This is a genomic window from Stenotrophomonas sp. TD3, assembly GCF_001939825.1.
Taxonomy (GTDB): Bacteria; Pseudomonadota; Gammaproteobacteria; order Xanthomonadales; family Xanthomonadaceae; genus Stenotrophomonas.
Map to the genome: position 1 here is coordinate 2,865,994 of NZ_MOYM01000001.1, position 17,147 is coordinate 2,883,140.

The window sequence follows — 17,147 nt, forward strand, 5'->3', positions numbered from 1 at the left end:
GCGGGACGCCGGGGCAATGCGCAAAGCATACCTGTGCCACATCACGTTTCCTGCATGACGGATGGGACGGGCGCTAAGACCGGATCCAGCGCCGGAGGTTCCCGTGGCGGCAGTGTTGCCCTACATTCAGCTGGAACCCTTCTGCTGTGGAGATTGCGATGCGCCGTTCGCTGCTGCTGTCCGCCCTGCTGCTGGCCCTGCCGGCCCTTGCCCACGCCCAGGACGGGCAGCGCCCGGAGGTGACCGCCGCCGCGCAGCGGCTGCAGGCCAAGGTGGTCGAATGGCGGCGCGACTTCCACCAGCATCCGGAGTTGTCCAACCGCGAGGCACGCACCTCGGCCGAGGTCGCCAAGCGCCTGCGTGCGATGGGCCTGAAGCCGAAGACCGGCATCGCCCATCACGGCGTGGTGGCGATCATCGAAGGCGGCAGGCCAGGGCCGAAGATCGCGCTGCGCGCGGACATGGACGCGTTGCCGGTGACCGAGCAGACCGGCCTGCCATTCGCCTCCAAGGCCACTGACCAGTACCGCGGGCAGACGGTGGGCGTGATGCATGCCTGCGGCCATGACGCGCACACCGCCACTCTGCTCGGCGTGGCCGAAGCACTGGTGGCGATGAAGAAGGACCTGCCGGGCCAGGTGATGCTGATCTTCCAGCCGGCCGAGGAGGGCGCACCGCCGCCGGAAGAGGGTGGCGCCGCGCTGATGCTGAAGGAAGGTCTGTTCGCCGATTTCAAGCCGGAAGCGGTATTCGGCCTGCACGTGTTCTCCAGCGTGCAGGTGGGACAGATCGCCGTGCGCGGCGGCCCGTTGATGGCCGCCTCGGACCGGTTCGGGATCAAGGTGATCGGACGCCAGACGCACGGTTCGGCGCCGTGGAACGGTGTCGATCCGATCGTCGCCACCGCTGATCTGGTCGGCACCGCGCAGACCATCGTCAGCCGCCGCGCCAACCTGTCCAAGCAGCCGGCGGTGCTGACCTTCGGCGCGATCAACGGTGGCATCCGCTACAACATCATTCCCGATGAAGTGGAGATGGTCGGTACCATCCGCACCTTCGACGAAGGCATGCGCCAGCAGATCTTCGCCGATCTGCGCAACGTGGCCGAGCACACCGCTGCCGCGCACGGCGCGAAGGCGGTAACCGAGATCTACGAGGCCGATGGCAACCCGGCCACGGTGAACAATCCGGCACTGACCGCGAAGATGCTGCCGAGCCTGCAGGCGGTGGTGGGCAAGGACAATGTGTACGAGCCGCCGTTGCAGATGGGTGCGGAGGATTTCTCGCTGTACGCGAAGGAAGTGCCGGGCATGTTCTTCTTCGTGGGTTCGACCAGCGTGGGCATCGACCCGGCAACGGCGCCGGCCAACCATTCGCCGAAGTTCCTGCTGGATGAGAAGGCGCTGGACGTGGGACTGCGCGCGCTGCTGCAGGTGAGCCTGGATTACTTGAACGGTGCCGGCACTCCCGCTGGCTGAGGGTTTCCGGCAGGGCTGCGCCCTGCACCCGCTTGAATCAACGGCAACGGCAACGGCAACGTCAAATGCGGGCATTCCGTGGGATGGCGGGGTGGGTCCGGTTGAGGGGGACGCCGTAAATCCATCCCTGGGGGCTTGGCCGCGGCATCCATGCCGCGGACACCCCCTCAACCGGACCCACCCCGCCTTCGACAGTTTCCCGCGGCTGTTGGTGCCCGCTGCTGTTGGTGGGTGCCGACCGTTGGTCGGCACGGCGGACGTCATGAACGTCTGAAGGATCGGATTCTGATTTTGATTTTCTGATCTTTCCCGTGGTGGTGGCCGCGTGCAGGGAACTGTCAGGGGCCGGGTGGGTAGGCGGGGCGGGGGTGTCCGCGGCATGGATGCCGCGGCCAAGCCCCCAGGGACGGGTTTACGGCGTCCCCCGGCCCGCCTACCCACCCGGCCAAGCCGATAGACCGCCTTCCGCGACCAACCAACACACCCACCACGGAGGGGCTCCGCCGTTGGCCGGCCCGGCCGAAGGCCCGCCCTCCGCGCGATACAATGACCCCCATGAACACCCCACAGGATTCCAGCCTCGGTCGCGAGGTCAGTTACCCGTCGCAGTACGATCCCGGCCTGCTGTTTCCCATCCCCCGCATCGGCGCCCGCGCCCAGATCGGCCTCGATGACGCCGCGCTGCCGTTCGTCGGCCACGACCGCTGGCATGCCTTCGAGCTGAGCTGGCTCGACCCGCGTGGCAAGCCGCAGGTGGCCGTGGCCACCGTGCAGGTGCCGTGCACCTCGCCGCGGCTGATCGAGTCGAAGTCGTTCAAGCTGTATCTCAACTCCCTCAACAGCACGCGTATCGACAGCGCTCAGGCACTGCGCGAGCGCCTGGTGACTGACCTGTCAGCCTGCGCCGGTGCGCCGGTCCAGGTCGAGTTCGGCCTGCCGGGCCTGCGCGAGACGCCACTCGGTGAATCCGTCGACGGGCTGGACGTGGAGATCGACTGCTACGGTCCGCCGCAGGCGGATTTCCTCGCGGCCGACGCTGGCGAGGTGGTGGAGGAGACCCTGGTCTCGGCGCTGCTCAAATCCAACTGCCCGGTCACCGGCCAGCCGGACTGGGCGACCGTCAGCCTGCGTTACCGCGGGCCGAAGATCGACCGCGCCGGTCTGCTGCGCTACCTGGTCAGCTACCGCGAGCACGCCGAGTTCCACGAGCAGTGCGTTGAGCGGATCTTCAGCGAAGTGTCCGCGCGCTGCCAGCCGCAGTGGCTGGAAGTGGAGGCCCGCTATACCCGCCGTGGTGGCCTGGATATCAATCCCTGGCGGGCCAGCCCCGGCATCGCTGCCCCGGCCGCGACCTACCGCGAACTGCGGCAATAACCGCCGCAGGCGGTTACGGGTAGTGCCGGCCGCTGGCCGGCAACCGCAAGGAACCCGCGTCCAGGCCAGGGCAGGCCGGCCAGCGGCCGGCACTACCGGGCACCGGCTCTCCCGATTGTTCAGCCGCCCCCGGGGGCGGCTTCACATCTGCACCATCCCCATTTAACAACCGCCATGGCAACGTGCGAACCACGTAGTCATGCAGACGGGAGTTGTGGATGAGTACCGAGAAGAAAGCCGATTTCTCCGGCGTCAGTGGCAGCGTCGACAGTACCGCCGAGCAGGTGCCAAAGGCGGACTTCTCAGGCGTCAGCGCTTCGGTGGACAGCACCGCCGACGTTGTGAGCGGCGGCACCTACACCGTGCAGAAGGGTGACTCGCTGTCGAAGATCGCCAAGCAGCATCTGGGCGACGCCAATGCCTGGAAGAAGATCTTCGAAGCCAACCGCGATGTGCTTGATGACCCGGACAAGATCTTCCCGGGCCAGACCCTGAAACTGCCGCCGAAGTAAGCCGGCGATCGAACGCCGTCCGACAATCCCTGGGAGGAACCCCGAATGATCAAGACCACCCCGCTCCAGACCGCTCTGATCGCCGCCCTGCTGGGCAGTGTTGCCCTGGTCGGTTGCAAGAAGAAGGAAGAGTCGACCGACAGCACTGCCGCACCGGCGGCCACCGCCCCGGCCGAGCCGGCGGCGCCCGCGCCGATGACCGGCGCACCGCCGCCGATGGCCGAAGCCGCTGCGGTCAGCGTGTCTGCTGTCACCGTGGGCAAGACCGCCGCCGCCGACAAGTCGGTTGCGCCGGCGGCACTGTTCGCACCGAAGGATGACGTCATCGTCTCGGTCAAGACCGACGGCGCCGCCAACAATGTCAACGTCGGTGCCAAGCTGACCTTCCAGGACGGCCAGGTGGCCGGCGAACAGAACGCGACCCTGAACACCAGCGGCGCGGAAACCACCAACGTCACGTTCAAGAATGCAAAGGGCTGGCCGGCCGGCAAGTACCGCGCCGAGGTCATGGTCGATGGCAAGGCGGCTGGAACGCCGCAGGAGTTCGAGGTCAAGTAAGTCCTGCCGACTCTCTCCCGGCAGGGCTCACGATGGACGCAGCCGCGAGGCTGCGTCCTTTTTTATTGGGCGGTGGTTGGCCCCATCCACGCATGGCGTGGATCTACTCACGACCGGGCCGCGCTTCATTCACACCGGGCGTGGATGGATCACAGCGTTGCCGGCACGCAGTACCGCCGCGTATGGCGCGGCTTTGCCCCGCGCGGCTGAAAACGCGACAATGCAGGGGTTTCCCCGCCGCGCGCCCACCCTGACGGCGACGGGGGAAAGCGCGGGGCCCGGCCTCGCGCGCGACACGGTTGCACGTGGCCCGGCGCTGGCGCCGGCCTTCCCCTGAGCATTGCTACAGAGTCCAAGTCCCCCATGTCCAAGATCCTCTACACGCTGACCGACGAAGCACCGTTCCTGGCCACCCAGTCGCTGCTGCCGATCGTTGGTGCCTACACCGCCACTGCCGGCATCGTGGTGGAAACCCGTGACATCTCGCTGTCCGGCCGCATCCTGTCACTGTTCCCGGAACTGCTCAGCGACGCGCAGAAGGTCAGCGACGACCTGGCCGAGCTGGGCCAGCTGGCGACCACCCCGGACGCCAACATCATCAAGCTGCCGAACATCTCCGCCTCGGTGCCGCAGCTGAAGGCGGCCATCAAGGAACTGCAGGACCAGGGCTATCCGCTGCCGGATTACCCGGAAACCCCGGCCGACGACCAGCAGCGCGACTACAAGGCGCGCTATGACAAGGTCAAGGGCAGCGCGGTGAACCCGGTGCTGCGCGAAGGCAACTCCGACCGCCGCGCACCGCTGTCGGTGAAGAACTATGCGCGCAAGCACCCGCACCGCATGGGCGCCTGGGCGTCGGATTCGAAGTCGCACGTCGCGCACATGGCCGCCGGTGATTTCTACGGCAGCGAAAAGTCGGCCACCCTGGCCAAGGCCGGTTCGCTGAAGATCACCTTCCACGGCAAGGACGGCAGCACCGTCGTGCTGAAGGAAAAGACCGCGGTCAAGGCTGGCGAAATCGTCGACGCCGCCGTCATGAGCCGCAAGGCACTGGCCGCGTTCATCGCTGAGCAGATCGCCGACGCCAAGGCCCAGGGCGTGCTGTTCTCGCTGCACCTGAAGGCGACCATGATGAAGGTCTCCGATCCGATCATGTTCGGCGTGGCGGTCAACGAGTTCTACAAGGACGTGCTGGCCAAGCACGCCGACGTGCTGAAGCAGGCCGGTTTCGATGCCAACAACGGCATCGGTGACCTGGCTGCGCGCCTGCCGTCGCTGCCTGAAGCCACCCGCGCTGCGATCGAAGCCGACCTGGCGGCCGAGTACGCGCAGCGCCCGGGCGTGGCCATGGTCAACTCGGACAAGGGCATCACCAACCTGCACGTGCCGAGCGACGTGATCGTCGACGCCTCGATGCCGGCGATGATCCGTGACTCCGGCAAGATGTGGAACGCCGAAGGCAAGCTGCAGGACACCAAGGCCGTCATTCCGGACCGCTGCTACGCCGGCGTGTACCAGGCCGTCATCGACGACTGCAAGGCGCACGGTGCCTTCGACCCGGCCACCATGGGTTCGGTGCCGAATGTCGGCCTGATGGCGCAGAAGGCCGAAGAGTACGGCTCGCACGACAAGACCTTCCAGATCGCCGCCGATGGCGTGGTCAAGGTCACCGACGATGCCGGCACCGTGGTGTTCGAGCACGCCGTGGAAGCGGGTGATATCTGGCGCATGTGCCAGACCAAGGACGCGCCGATCCAGGACTGGGTGAAGCTGGCCGTCGAACGCGCCCGCCTGAGCAGCACCCCGGCCGTGTTCTGGCTGGACGCCGCCCGCGCCCACGACGCGCAGGTCATCGCCAAGGTCGAAACCTACCTGAAGAACCACGACACCAACGGCCTGGATATCCGCATCCTGCCGCCGGTGGAAGCCACCGCATTCTCGCTGGACCGCATCCGCAAGGGCGAGGACACCATATCGGTGACCGGCAATGTGCTGCGCGATTACCTCACCGACCTGTTCCCGATCATGGAGCTGGGCACCAGCGCCAAGATGCTGTCGATCGTGCCGCTGATGGCCGGTGGTGGCCTGTTCGAGACCGGCGCCGGTGGTTCGGCCCCGAAGCACGTGCAGCAGTTCGTCGAAGAGGACTACCTGCGCTGGGATTCGCTGGGCGAATTCCTGGCCCTGGCCGCGTCGCTGGAACACCTGGGCAACCGCTACGACAACGCCGCAGCCCGCGTGCTGGCCAAGGCACTGGACGAAGCCAACGGCCAGTTCCTGGACAACGACAAGTCGCCGTCGCGCAAGCTGGGTGGCATCGACAACCGCGGCAGCCACTTCTACATCGCGCTGTACTGGGCCCAGGCCCTGGCCGCGCAGAATGAAGATGCCGCGCTGAAGGCACGCTTCGCCCCGCTGGCCAAGGCGCTGACCGACAACGAGCAGAAGATCGTTGAAGAACTGATCGCGGTGCAGGGCAAGGCCGTGGACATCGGCGGCTACTACCGCCCAGACGTGGCCAAGGCCAGCAAGGCGATGCGCCCGAGCGCGACCTTCAACGCCGCGCTGGAGCAGCTGCGCGGCTGATCCAGCGCAGCTCGGCCGTGACACCGGAACCCGCGCTTCGGCGCGGGTTTCTTTTTTGCGGCCTCGGGGGTCAGATCCCTTTTGCCATGCAAAAGGGATCTGACCCCCAAGCGATGAAACCGTGACATCCGTCGGCTGTCGGAATGCCGTCAAAGGGGCATGAAACTTGCCCGCGATGGCCGTCGCAGAACGGATAGGAGACAGTCTGCAGCCGCCCTCAATCTGAGCAGTCGATCACGACGGCCTCCGTCGGCAATGCCCTAGCCTTGGCGACGCGAGACCACCGGGGAGGTGGTCGCTCGGGGAACACGGATGGCACGCGTGCTGGTAGTGGGAACCGATATCCAGGGCGAGCAGGCCCTGCTGCAACGGCTGCGCCTGGCCTCGGCACTGCCGGATGGCCAGGTCCAGCGCAGCCAGGATCTGGACGATTGCGATCTGCTGGTCATCCGCGATACCCCAGCGCTGCGCAACGCCGCCCAGCGCATGCGACAGCAACGACCGCGCCTGCAGTGCTGGATCGAGGACATCGGCGGCCAGCTGCGTGATGGCGACGGGCATCAGGACGTGCTTGATGACGGTGCCATCGGTCGCGCGCTGCGCCGCATGCAGTTGGCACCGGAGCCCCTGGCTATGCAGACACCTGCACCGATCCGCCTGGCAGATGGCGCGCACGCCATCACCCGCCTGCTGCGCGAGCGGCTGCCGCTGCGACAGGGCCAGGCACTGCTGGGTGACGTGGGCGAGCCTTTGCTGCTGATGGATCTGGAGCACGATCAGGCCGTGCTGTTGCAGGAACCGGCTGCGGCGCTGGTGGAGCGCCTGGCCGATGCCTTTGAGCGCCTGCAGCTGGACGCGCTGACACCCGCGCGCCTGCAGGCCCTGGCCGGCGAGCGGCCACGCCAGCCGCTGCGGCCGCTGCTCTGGCAATGGGCGCAACGCAGCCGCCATTGGCAGGCGTTGGACGAGCGCCTGCGCGGCGCCTCGGTGAAGCTGCTGCGCTGGCCGGATTTCCGCGTGCTGGGCCATGACCACGATGGCTTCCGCCTGTGCTCGTTGCTGCTCAAGCGTGCGTGCACGGTTGAAGAATGCGCGATGCTGCTCGAACTGCCGGCGGCGGCCGTTCGCGATTTCATCCATGCCGCCTACCTGTGTGGCTACGCGCAGCTGCAGGCCGCCCCGGCGACGCCGATGATGGCGACAGGCGGCACCCGCACCGACAACGGATTGCTTGCCCGCCTGTGGCGGCACCTGCGCGGGAGCGAGCGCAATGCGTGAGCACAAGGTGGTCGTGCTGGGCGGCATGGGCAGCGGCAAGTCGACCCTGGTACGCAGCATCGCGGCTGGCGCGGTGGTCGACACGGATGTGGCCAACAGTGATCGCCTCGGCGCCGACAAGGCCTCCACCACCGTAGCGCTGGACTACGCAGACATCGACCTGCCCAACGGCGAACGCCTGCGTCTCTACGGCACACCCGGCCAGCAGCGATTCGATTTCCTGTGGCCGATCCTGCTGCAGGGCGCGCGTGGCGCGGTGCTGTTGCTGGATGCGCGCCGCGCCGGCCTGGCCAGCGAGCTGGAAGGCTACCTGCAGGTGCTGCAGCCGTTCGCATCATCCCTGGCACTGGTCGTGGCGGTCACCCACCTGGACCAGGCACCGCAGGCCGCACTGGACGACTGGGCCGCCCGTGCCTGCCTTGACGACCAGCCGCTACCGCTGCTGGCCGTGGATGCCCGTGACCGCGAACAGGGACTGCTGCTGATGGATGTACTGATGAGCGAAATGGAAGCGCACGCACTGGTAGCTGCACATGGCTGACGGGCAGATGGCGGTACTGCCCGATGCCGGTCAGCGTGAGCGCCTGCAGCCCCTGCTGCAGGACCTGCAGCAGCGGGTCGAAGGCGTGCGCACGGTAGTGCTGGCCAGCGTCGATGGCTTTGCCCTGGTCAGCGCCGGCGCCGAAGGGCGCGGCGAACGGCTGGCGGCGATGACCAGCGCGATGCTGGCGTTGGCTGCGGCGGTCGGGCGCGAACTGGTACTGGGCGATCTGCAGACACTGATGCTGGAAGCGGCGGGCGGCAAGGTGCTGATGCTGGCGATCCAGGCCGAAGGGCGCGCACCGCTGCTGCTGATGGCGGCCTGCGACCAGCGCAGCGTGATCGGCCAGGTGCTGTGGCAGAGCAGGGAATGTGGCCAGGCGATCCTGGCCGAACTCGGCGGATCGTGAGCCCGGCCGCAGGGGAACGAGGGGCTCGAACCAACATCGACAAGAGGTGCGACGTGGCTGGATTGAATGAATCGTTGAACGCACTGATGGGCATCGACGGCGCGCAGGCAGTGGCGCTGGTCGACTATGAAAGCGGCATGCTGCTGGGCGAAGCCGGTGCCGGCATGGACATGGAAGTGGCCGCCGCCGGCAACACCGAAGTGATCCGCGCCAAGATGAAAACCGCCGCGTCGTTGAACCTCAATGACAGCATCGAGGACATCCTGATCTCGCTGGGCAAGGCCTACCACATCATGCGCCCGGTGGCGAAGAAGAAGGGCCTGTTCTTCTACATCGTGCTGGACCGTACCAAGTCCAACCTGGCATTGGCCCGGCGCAAGGTGCAGGACGTGGAGGCCGAATTGGCGATCTGAGCCACAGGCTCCTGTAGAGCCGAGCCATGCTCGGCTGCTTTCAGCCGAAGCAGCCGAGCACGTTCGGCGCCGCTTTCACCGCGGTGGAAGCAGCAGCGTGGTCACGAACGAAAGCGCTTTGCTGTCGCGCTTGGCGAAGTAGGTGTGCGCCTTCTGGGGCAGCCAGACTTCGTTGAAATGACGGCGGAAGTCCTCGTAGAACTCGTTGGGATACAGCTTGGCCTGCACCGTGCGGCCGTCCGGGTAGGTGTGGTCATACGTGGGCAGTGCATCGGTGTCGACGCCGCGATGATCCCTCAGCCATTTGCAGAACAGGCGGCCTTCGGAGATGTCCGGAACCAGCGCCTGCGGAAGCGTGTATCCGGCCTGCTCAAGCGGTGCGATCAGGTTCAGGGTCAGCTCGTTGAGCATCGAGAAATGGGTGTACGGCACCTTGGCACGGTTCTGCATGTAGCGATCGATGTGCACGGGCAGCAACGCATTGGCGCGACCCTGCTGCCATTCCACCACCCACTGCGAGACCTTCACTGCGAACTTGCGCGACAGCCACTGGCCGAGGTGGATGGCGAGGTACGGGTGGATCCAGGTGCCCTGCATCGCCGGGTTTCCACCGGATACCACGTGGATCAGCTCATTCTCGGACAGCTTCGTCTGCGCCATGAGCTCCTGCAGGAACTCCTCCGTCGATTTCAGCGCCCGGTAATCGGACCAGCGCTTGCCGACGGACTGGCAGAGGGCGGTGGCGCTGATGTAACCGTCGCGGGCGCGCTGCGGGATTACGTTGCCTTCCTCCACGCGTGGGATAAAGGTCATTTGCTGCATGCGTCACCTCGTGCCGTTGTTGGGCCTGAAAGGGTAGGCAGCGGGGAGGCATCGGGTCTGTAGGAATCGTTGCGTTTGTCACGGCGCGCGGTGGCGCTACACAAGCCACCCCATGCCAGCGTATGGTGAGGCCGGTCCTCCCGGGTGAGCCCTGCATGTCCGAGCCTGACATCGCTGCCGAGCTGGCGTCGCGCATCGCCGGCGCCATTCACGCCGGCTTCGAGCAGTATCACGCCCGCTTTGCGGCGATCACCGCCCGTGCGCGGCAGCGTTTCGAGCAGCGCGACTGGGCGGGCGCGCGCCAGGATGCAGTCGAACGCATCGCGTTGTACGACCTGTGCATCGCCGAACAGATGGATGCGCTGCGGCGTCTCGCCGGCGAAGCGATCGGGGAGCGCGCGCTGTGGCTGCAGGTGCATGCGTGTTACAGCGCACTGCTGCGGGGGCTGATCGACGCCGAGCTGTACAAGACCTTCTACAACACGCTGTCGCGGCGCTTGTTCTCCACCCGTGGCGTGGACCCGGAACTGGAGTTCATCGCCTTCGATGTCGAGCCCTCCGATGCGATCACCCACCCGGTCGCACGGCATACCTATGCGGTCTCGCCGACGCGGCCGGTGGAGGCCCTGCAGCGTGCGCTGGCCGATTACCGCTTCGACATTCCCTATGCGCACCAGTTGCGCTGCGCGGCGGCCATCGCCGTGCGCCTGCAGGATGATCTTGCCCACTGGGGCGATACGCCGGTACGCAGCATCGAGCTGCTCGACACCGTGTTCTATCGCGAGCGCCGCGCCTATCTGGTGGGTCGCGTGTTCGGCGAGCACCGCTTCTCACCGTGCGTGATCGCACTGGTCAACGATGGGCAGGGCCTGCGTGCCGATGCGGTGCTGACCCGGCGCCGCGACGTCGCCCACCTGTTCGGCGTGTCGCGCAGCTATTTCCAGGCCGACCTCGCCACGGTGGGCGATGCGGTGGTGTTCCTGCGCAGCCTGTTGCCAGGCAAGCCCATCGATGAGATCTACACCGTTCTGGGCCGGGCCAAGCAAGGCAAGACCGAGCGCTACCGCACCTTCTTCCGCCACTTCAACGAACATCCGCAGGAGCGGCTGGTGCCCGCCGAAGGTACGCCGGGCATGGTCATGGCGGTGTTCACCCTGCCCAGCTATCCGCTGGTATTCAAGCTGATCCGCGACCGCTTCGCGTGGCCGAAGTCGATGTCGCGCCAGCAGGTGGAAGAGAAGTACGCGCTGGTGTTCAACCTCGACCGTGTCGGTCGCCTGCTTGATGCGCAGCCGTACCGCCATCTGCGTTTCCCGCGCGACCGCTTCGCACCGGCCTTGCTGGAAGAGCTGCTCGAGCAGTGCGCGCAGAGCGTGCGCGTCGATGGCGACCAGGTGGAAGTTGCACTGTGCTACGTGCAGCGCCGCTTCCGTCCATTGAACCTGTACCTGCGCGAGCAGGGCGGCGACGCGGTGCGTGCGGCGGTCCTTGACTACGCGCAGGCGATCACCGACATGGCGCGCAACAACATCTTCCCAGGCGACATGCTGCCGAAGAACTTCGGCGTATCGCGGCATGGCCGGGCCGTGTTCTACGACTATGACGAGCTGTGCCTGGTCAGCGACTGCGTGTTCCGCGCCTGGCCGCAGCCGCGGACGCCGGAGGAAGCCATGGCCGACGAACCCTGGTTCCATGTCGGGCCACGCGACGTGTTTCCCGAGCGCTTCGGCCCGTTCATGGGCCTGCCGGCGGGCGAGCTGGCTGCGGTGCGCGAACATTACCGGCACCTGTTCGACCCGGCGTGGTGGCAGGGCCTGCAGGCGCGCTTCGCCGGCGGTGACTATCCGGATACGCCGCCCTACGCGGTGGCCCATCGCCTGGCCTGAACGGATTGGCGTGAACCGCCTGCCGGTCCCGTCCAGACTGGGGTACGCTCGGGGTTCACCTCATCACCATGGATCCGGCAATGATGCGCTCCCCCCTGTTCCTTGCCCTGGCCCTGGCGTTCACCGCCGGTGCTCCCCTGCTGCCGGCCGATGCCGTTGCCCAGAACGCGCGCGCCGTGCGCGCCACTGCCGAGATGAGCATGGCGCTGTCGGGCAGTATCGATGTGGCGGCCGACGGATCGGTCAGCAAGCTGACCCTGGACCAGCAGGCGATGCTCGCACCGGGCATCGCATCGTTCGTGGAAGGCACCATCCGTGGCTGGCAGTTCGAGCCGACGCTGCGCGACGGCAAGCCGGTGGCCACCCACGCGCCGCTGCGGGTACGGCTGCGTGGCAAGGAGCAGGACGACGGCAGCTACCAGATCAGCATGACCAGTGTCGATTTCAGTGAATATGATCCGAAGGCTACCGATTCGGTCACACAGAAGCGCATGCCGCCACCGCGCTACCCCGAGGATGCTTTCCGCAATGGTGGGCAGGGTGACGTGCTGCTGCTGGTCCGGGTTGCGCGCGATGGCACCGTCGCCGATGTCGTTGCCGAACAGGTGAACATGACGGTGGTCGCACCGGAACGGACCATGTCCAAGATGCGCGACATCCTCGCCAAGGCCAGTATCAGTGCGGCCCGCAAGTGGACCTTCGTGCCGCCGACCACCGGCGAGGACAGTACGCGTGACTCCTGGACCGTGCGCGTGCCGGTCACCTTCGCCCTGAATAACAGCGACAACGGCCAGCCGGAACGCTATGGCCGCTGGCGTGCCTTCATCCCCGGCCCGCGCCAGGCCGCACCGTGGCGCAAGCCGGATGCTGCCGAGCAGGCAGGCAGTGATCTGCTGCCCGCCGGCGGTGTGTACATGGTCGACGGTACCCAGCGTGGCCTGCGCCTGCTGACGCCGCTGGCCCAGCGCTGAGCCTGGCGCGGTGAAGCGGTCGGCCAGGCCGGCCGCTTCTCAGTCCGCGTACGGGTAGACCACCACCCGGTTGCGGCCCTGTTCCTTTGCCATGTACAGGGCCTTGTCGGCCAGCCGCAGGGCCTGCTCGGCATCGACATGGAAGCTGGGGAAGTGGGCCACGCCCAGCGACACGGTGATGGTGCCCACCGGCTCGAATGGATGATCGGCGATGTGCTGGCGCAGGCGCTCGCCGGCCTGGCGTGCCGAGTCGGTGCTGATGCCCGGCAACAGCAGCAGGAATTCCTCGCCACCGGCGCGGCAGAGGATGTCGCTGTCGCGCGAGTAGCGGCGCATCTGGTCGGCGATATGGACGATGGCGGCATCGCCGACGTCATGGCCGTGGCTGTCGTTGATCGATTTGAAGCGATCGATGTCCAGCGCCAGGATCGCGAACGGAATGCCCTGCACCTGCAGCGCGTCCAGCGCCTGCTGCAGGCCGCGGCGATTGAGCAGGCCGGTCAGCGGATCGGTGCGGTTGGCGCGGTTGAGCGTACCGATGCGGTCCTGCAGGGCATTGAAGCTGTGCAGTACCGCCTGCTTGAGCTGGGCAACCTCGAAGTACCACGCGCGGATGCCGCTGACGTGGTTGATCGCGTTGCCGGTGTCCTCGCCACCCTGCACGTTGCGCGCCAGCTGCCACAGCGGCATCGAGATGCGCCGGGCGAACCACCAGGTGATCAGCAGTGACAGCAGGCCGAGCGGGATCGCGTTCCAGATCACCGCGGTCATCAACCGCGACAACGGCTGCAACGTGGCCTCGGTCGGCCGCTGGGCGATGATGCCCCAGCCGGTGGCCGGTACCGGCGCATAACCGGCCAGCATCGACACGCCCAGGTTGTTGCGGACCTGCTGCGCGCCGCGTTCGCCGCGCACCACCGCCTTCACCGCCGGGTTGCCGACCACGTAGTCGCCGACCCGCTTGCCGTCGGCGTGGTACAGCAGGCGGCCATGGCGGTCGACCACGTACAGGTAGGAGCCGTCGCGATAGTAGTGCTTGCCCAGCAGCGTATGCAGCGCGCTGCGCTGGCGCAGGTACAGGGTGCCGCTGACGTAGCCGCGATAGCGGCCCTGGCGGTCGAAGATCGGGTGCGACAGCGAGACCAGCAGTTTGCCCGTGGCTGACTGGTAGGGATCGCTGATCATCGGCTGGCGCGCGGCCAGTGCGGCGTTGTTGCCGACGCTGTGCAGGATCTCGCCCTGCAGTTGCAGGGTCTGCGGCGAGGTGGCGATCACCAGGCCGTCGGCGTCGACCACCAGCGAGGAGTTGAAGCTGTTGGTCTGCAGCTGCAGGCGGCTGGCTTCATCCTGGGCCTGCTTCGGATCCAGGTCGCTCTGGCCGAGCCGGGTGGCGGCGTAGGCCAGCTCCTGCTGTGCGGCCAGCAGGAAGTTCTGGGTGGTCTCGGCCAGCTTGGTGGCATAGACGCGATTGGCTTCCAGGGTATTGCCGACCAGCTGGTCGCGCTGCACGCGGTAGCTGGCCAGCAGGGTATTGGCCAGGGCGATGATGGCGCTGAGCAGGGCCAGGGCGAGGATCAGCTTGCCCAGGTTGAGGCGGGGGGACAGCGTTCGCATGCGTCGACGGATCCGGCAGGAGGCTGGACCCGACCGGTTCTCCGGAAGGGGCGACAGCGGGAATCGGTGGCCACGCCCGCAGGGCCGGGCAGGGTATCGGGCGAATTATCGCCAAAAGTCGGCGGCGGCAAAGTGAAGTGGGTCGCCCTGCAGGCAAAAAAAAACCTGCCGCAGCGAGCGGCAGGTTCTTTTCGATGCAATGCCGTGGATCAGCGCTTCATCGAACCGAAGAACTCGTCGTTGGACTTGGTGTTCTTCATCTTGTCCAGCAGGAACTCCATCGCGGCCATTTCATCCATCGGATGCAGCAGCTTGCGCAGGATCCAGATCTTCTGCAGCAGCTCCGGCTCGATCAGCAGGTCTTCGCGGCGGGTGCCGGAACGGTTGATGTCGATGGCCGGGAACACGCGCTTTTCAGCGATACGACGGCTCAGGTGCACTTCGCTGTTGCCGGTGCCCTTGAACTCTTCGTAGATCACCTCGTCCATCTTCGAGCCGGTGTCGACCAGCGCGGTGGCGATGATGGTCAGGCTGCCGCCTTCTTCCACGTTGCGCGCGGCACCGAAGAAGCGCTTCGGGCGGTGCAGGGCGTTGGCGTCCACACCACCGGTCAGCACCTTGCCCGAGCTCGGCACCACGTTGTTGTAGGCGCGGGCCAGGCGGGTGATCGAGTCCAGCAGGATCACCACGTCCTTCTTGTGCTCGACCAGGCGCTTGGCGCGCTCGATGACCATTTCGGCCACCTGCACGTGGCGCGCGGCGGGCTCGTCGAAGGTCGAGCTGATGACCTCGCCGCGCACGGTGCGCTGCATTTCGGTCACTTCTTCCGGGCGCTCATCGATCAGCAGCACGATCAGGTGCACGTCCGGGTGGTTGGTGGTGATGGCCGTGGCGACCTGCTGCATCATCATCGTCTTGCCGGCCTTCGGCTGGGACACGATGAGCGAACGCTGGCCCTTGCCCTGCGGCGCCATCAGGTCGAGGATGCGGCCGGTGATGTCTTCCGACGAACCGTTGCCGCGCTCCAGGGTGAAGCGGCGGCGCGGGAACAGGGCGGTCAGGTTCTCGAACAGCACCTTGTTCTTCGACGCTTCGATCGGCTCGCCGTTGATGGTGTCGACGATGTTCAGCGCGAAGTAGCGCTCGCCGTCCTTCGGGAAGCGGATGCGGCCGGAGATATGGTCGCCGGTGCGCAGGTTGAAGCGGCGGATCTGGCTGGGCGAGATGTAGGTGTCGTCCGGGCCGGCCAGGTAGCTGGCTTCGGCCGCGCGCAGGAAGCCGAAGCCGTCCGGCAGGATTTCCAGCACGCCATCGGCGGCAACGCCGTCGCCGTGACGGGTCAGCACCTTGAGCAGGGCGAAGATCACGTCCTGCTTGCGGGCACGGGCCACGCCTTCGGAGATCTGCAGCTGCTCGGCGATTTCCAGCAGCTTCTGTGCCGGCATGCGCTTGAGGTCGCTCAGCGAGTAGACCGGGAAGCCTTCCGGCACGTTGGCGTGCGGGCGCGGCACGAAGGGCTGCTGCTCGCCGCCGTCCTGCGGCATGCCGTCATCACGGCCACCGCGGTTGCGGTCACGGTCGCGACGGTTGCGGAAACGGTCGCGGCGATTGCCCTGGCCCTGCTGGCCGTTCTGGTTGTAGGGGTTGTTGTTCTGACCCTGGCTCTGGTTCTGGCCACCGCCCTGGTGGTTCTGCTGGCGCTGTCCGGATTCGCGGCCTTCGCCACCCTCACCGCCGCCGGAGGCGGGGGCTTCAGTGGCAGGCGCGCTCGGCGCGGGGGCGGCTGCAGCCGGTGCCGGCGCTTCGGGCGCGGCTGCCAGCGGCAGGGTCGGTTGCGCCGGAGCGGCGCTGGTTTCGGCGGCTGCCGGAGCGGCGGCCTTGCTCACGCGGGGCTTGCGCACGCGCTTTTCGGCGGGCGCATCGGCGCTGCCGGTTTCGGAAGTGTTATCGGACAAGAGCGTTATTCCTCGCTTGAAGGTGCGAGCGCCCGGCTGGGGCGGCGAACGTTGGGAATGGGTCTGGAAGAAACTGCGTCCAGAGGGTGCGGCACGCGAACGCGGCCGGATATGCCGACACTATCATCGGCCTGCGGCGGCTTGCAAGGGTCGCCGGGAACAGCATTCATGATGGACGCAGGGCGCCCGCCGGCAGCCGCGGGCGGCGGCTGCCGGGAACAACGGGATCAGGCCAGGGCCTTGTCCAGCAGGCCGGCCAGCTGGGCCTTGCCCACCGCACCGATCTGCTCGCCGACCTTCTCGCCGTCCTTGAACACGACCAGGTACGGAATCGAACGCACGTGGTACTTGGCGGCCAGCGCGCGGTTGTGGTCGACGTTGACCTTGGCGATCTTGGCGCGGCCCTGGTAGGCATCGGCCAGTTCGTCCAGCGCCGGGGCGATCATCTTGCAGGGGCCACACCACTCGGCCCAGAAATCGACCAGCACCGGTTCCTTGGAATTCAGCACTGCGCTATCAAAGTCGGCGTCGCCGACATGTACAACCTTGTCGCTCATCTTGGTTTCTCGTCTTGGATTGCACCCGGCCATGCCGGAGGTGGGTGAACTGGGCCATGCCCGGTGGCGCGACCCTCGTCGTTGCCTCGCGGCGCACTGCCGCGGTGCGTTCGGCGGGATGCCTGGACGCTCACGGCCGGCAGTGTACCCCTATCGCAGGGCAGGGACAGGCGCCGGCTGGAACCCAGCGTAT

15 protein-coding genes are annotated in these 17,147 nt (G+C 66.9%); 11 read left to right on the forward strand and 4 right to left on the reverse strand.

The features are described from left to right. Nucleotides 1–158 precede the first annotated feature (158 nt). The 9 genes from BKE09_RS13260 to BKE09_RS13300 all read left to right on the forward strand — a co-directional run bounded on the left by BKE09_RS13260 (nucleotide 159) and on the right by BKE09_RS13300 (nucleotide 9,149). A complete protein-coding gene (locus BKE09_RS13260; RefSeq protein WP_075676013.1) occupies nucleotides 159–1,478 on the forward strand; it encodes a M20 family metallopeptidase in 1,320 nt (439 codons plus the stop codon). A 555-nt stretch (nucleotides 1,479–2,033) separates the two neighbouring features. Further along, nucleotides 2,034–2,852 carry an NADPH-dependent 7-cyano-7-deazaguanine reductase QueF gene (queF, locus tag BKE09_RS13265; RefSeq protein ID WP_075676014.1) on the forward strand — a complete coding sequence of 273 codons (819 nt, stop codon included), beginning with the start codon at nucleotides 2,034–2,036 and terminating at the stop codon, nucleotides 2,850–2,852. 218 nt (nucleotides 2,853–3,070) lie between these two features. Next, a complete protein-coding gene (locus BKE09_RS13270; protein ID WP_005419771.1) occupies nucleotides 3,071–3,364 on the forward strand; it encodes a LysM peptidoglycan-binding domain-containing protein in 294 nt (97 codons plus the stop codon). A gap of 45 nt (nucleotides 3,365–3,409) precedes the next feature. After that, nucleotides 3,410–3,922, forward strand: coding sequence for a hypothetical protein (locus BKE09_RS13275; RefSeq protein ID WP_075676015.1), 513 nt, complete (start codon nucleotides 3,410–3,412; stop codon nucleotides 3,920–3,922). A 363-nt stretch (nucleotides 3,923–4,285) separates the two neighbouring features. Next, on the forward strand, nucleotides 4,286–6,508 hold the full coding sequence (locus BKE09_RS13280) for an NADP-dependent isocitrate dehydrogenase (protein WP_075676016.1): 2,223 nt from the start codon (nucleotides 4,286–4,288) through the stop codon (nucleotides 6,506–6,508). Nucleotides 6,509–6,820: 312 nt separating this feature from the next. Then, nucleotides 6,821–7,786 (forward strand): hypothetical protein, encoded by a 966-nt coding sequence (locus BKE09_RS13285; RefSeq protein WP_075676017.1) that lies wholly within the window; start codon nucleotides 6,821–6,823, stop codon nucleotides 7,784–7,786. Then, entirely contained in the window at nucleotides 7,779–8,327 is a 549-nt protein-coding gene (locus BKE09_RS13290; RefSeq protein WP_075676018.1) for an ATP/GTP-binding protein, read from the forward strand. The genes BKE09_RS13285 and BKE09_RS13290 overlap by 8 nt, the downstream gene beginning before the upstream one ends. Then, nucleotides 8,320–8,736, forward strand: a complete 417-nt coding sequence (locus tag BKE09_RS13295) for a roadblock/LC7 domain-containing protein (protein WP_019336717.1) — start codon at nucleotides 8,320–8,322, stop codon at nucleotides 8,734–8,736. The genes BKE09_RS13290 and BKE09_RS13295 overlap by 8 nt, the downstream gene beginning before the upstream one ends. A 53-nt stretch (nucleotides 8,737–8,789) precedes the next feature. After that, on the forward strand, nucleotides 8,790–9,149 hold the full coding sequence (locus tag BKE09_RS13300; RefSeq protein WP_005419760.1) for a hypothetical protein: 360 nt from the start codon (nucleotides 8,790–8,792) through the stop codon (nucleotides 9,147–9,149). A 75-nt stretch (nucleotides 9,150–9,224) separates the two neighbouring features. On the opposite strand, the gene BKE09_RS13305 is transcribed toward BKE09_RS13300, so the two are convergent. After that, the gene (locus tag BKE09_RS13305) at nucleotides 9,225–9,962 is read right to left on the reverse strand and encodes a KilA-N domain-containing protein (protein WP_240502909.1); all 738 of its coding nucleotides are present in this window, start codon (nucleotides 9,960–9,962) and stop codon (nucleotides 9,225–9,227) included. A 164-nt stretch (nucleotides 9,963–10,126) separates the two neighbouring features. Here BKE09_RS13305 and aceK point away from each other — a divergent pair, with 164 nt between their 5' ends. Further along, the gene (gene aceK, locus BKE09_RS13310; RefSeq protein ID WP_075676020.1) at nucleotides 10,127–11,857 is read left to right on the forward strand and encodes a bifunctional isocitrate dehydrogenase kinase/phosphatase; all 1,731 of its coding nucleotides are present in this window, start codon (nucleotides 10,127–10,129) and stop codon (nucleotides 11,855–11,857) included. Nucleotides 11,858–11,937: 80 nt separating this feature from the next. Next, a complete protein-coding gene (locus BKE09_RS13315) occupies nucleotides 11,938–12,828 on the forward strand; it encodes an energy transducer TonB (RefSeq protein ID WP_075676021.1) in 891 nt (296 codons plus the stop codon). 39 nt (nucleotides 12,829–12,867) lie between these two features. Here BKE09_RS13315 and BKE09_RS13320 read toward each other — a convergent pair whose 3' ends face one another. From BKE09_RS13320 to trxA, 3 genes are all read right to left on the reverse strand, one after another. Then, a complete protein-coding gene (locus tag BKE09_RS13320; protein ID WP_075676022.1) occupies nucleotides 12,868–14,442 on the reverse strand; it encodes a sensor domain-containing diguanylate cyclase in 1,575 nt (524 codons plus the stop codon). 209 nt (nucleotides 14,443–14,651) lie between these two features. Then, nucleotides 14,652–16,397: a transcription termination factor Rho gene (gene rho / locus BKE09_RS13325; protein ID WP_075676023.1), complete on the reverse strand. Its 1,746-nt coding sequence runs from the start codon at nucleotides 16,395–16,397 to the stop codon at nucleotides 14,652–14,654. Nucleotides 16,398–16,624: 227 nt separating this feature from the next. After that, complete coding sequence (gene trxA, locus BKE09_RS13330) at nucleotides 16,625–16,954, reverse strand: thioredoxin (RefSeq protein WP_005411275.1); 330 nt, start codon at nucleotides 16,952–16,954, stop codon at nucleotides 16,625–16,627. Nucleotides 16,955–17,147: the final 193 nt, after the last annotated feature.

Coding starts and splice junctions, on each gene's coding strand:
- BKE09_RS13305 (WP_240502909.1), bottom strand. CDS start 9,962: ATGACCTTTATCCCACGCGTGGAGGAAGGCAACGTAATCCCGCAGCGC.
- BKE09_RS13285 (WP_075676017.1), top strand. CDS start 6,821: ATGGCACGCGTGCTGGTAGTGGGAACCGATATCCAGGGCGAGCAGGCC.
- BKE09_RS13260 (WP_075676013.1), top strand. CDS start 159: ATGCGCCGTTCGCTGCTGCTGTCCGCCCTGCTGCTGGCCCTGCCGGCC.
- aceK (WP_075676020.1), top strand. CDS start 10,127: ATGTCCGAGCCTGACATCGCTGCCGAGCTGGCGTCGCGCATCGCCGGC.
- BKE09_RS13320 (WP_075676022.1), bottom strand. CDS start 14,442: ATGCGAACGCTGTCCCCCCGCCTCAACCTGGGCAAGCTGATCCTCGCC.
- BKE09_RS13290 (WP_075676018.1), top strand. CDS start 7,779: ATGCGTGAGCACAAGGTGGTCGTGCTGGGCGGCATGGGCAGCGGCAAG.
- BKE09_RS13275 (WP_075676015.1), top strand. CDS start 3,410: ATGATCAAGACCACCCCGCTCCAGACCGCTCTGATCGCCGCCCTGCTG.
- BKE09_RS13280 (WP_075676016.1), top strand. CDS start 4,286: ATGTCCAAGATCCTCTACACGCTGACCGACGAAGCACCGTTCCTGGCC.
- BKE09_RS13295 (WP_019336717.1), top strand. CDS start 8,320: ATGGCTGACGGGCAGATGGCGGTACTGCCCGATGCCGGTCAGCGTGAG.
- trxA (WP_005411275.1), bottom strand. CDS start 16,954: ATGAGCGACAAGGTTGTACATGTCGGCGACGCCGACTTTGATAGCGCA.
- BKE09_RS13315 (WP_075676021.1), top strand. CDS start 11,938: ATGATGCGCTCCCCCCTGTTCCTTGCCCTGGCCCTGGCGTTCACCGCC.
- BKE09_RS13270 (WP_005419771.1), top strand. CDS start 3,071: ATGAGTACCGAGAAGAAAGCCGATTTCTCCGGCGTCAGTGGCAGCGTC.
- queF (WP_075676014.1), top strand. CDS start 2,034: ATGAACACCCCACAGGATTCCAGCCTCGGTCGCGAGGTCAGTTACCCG.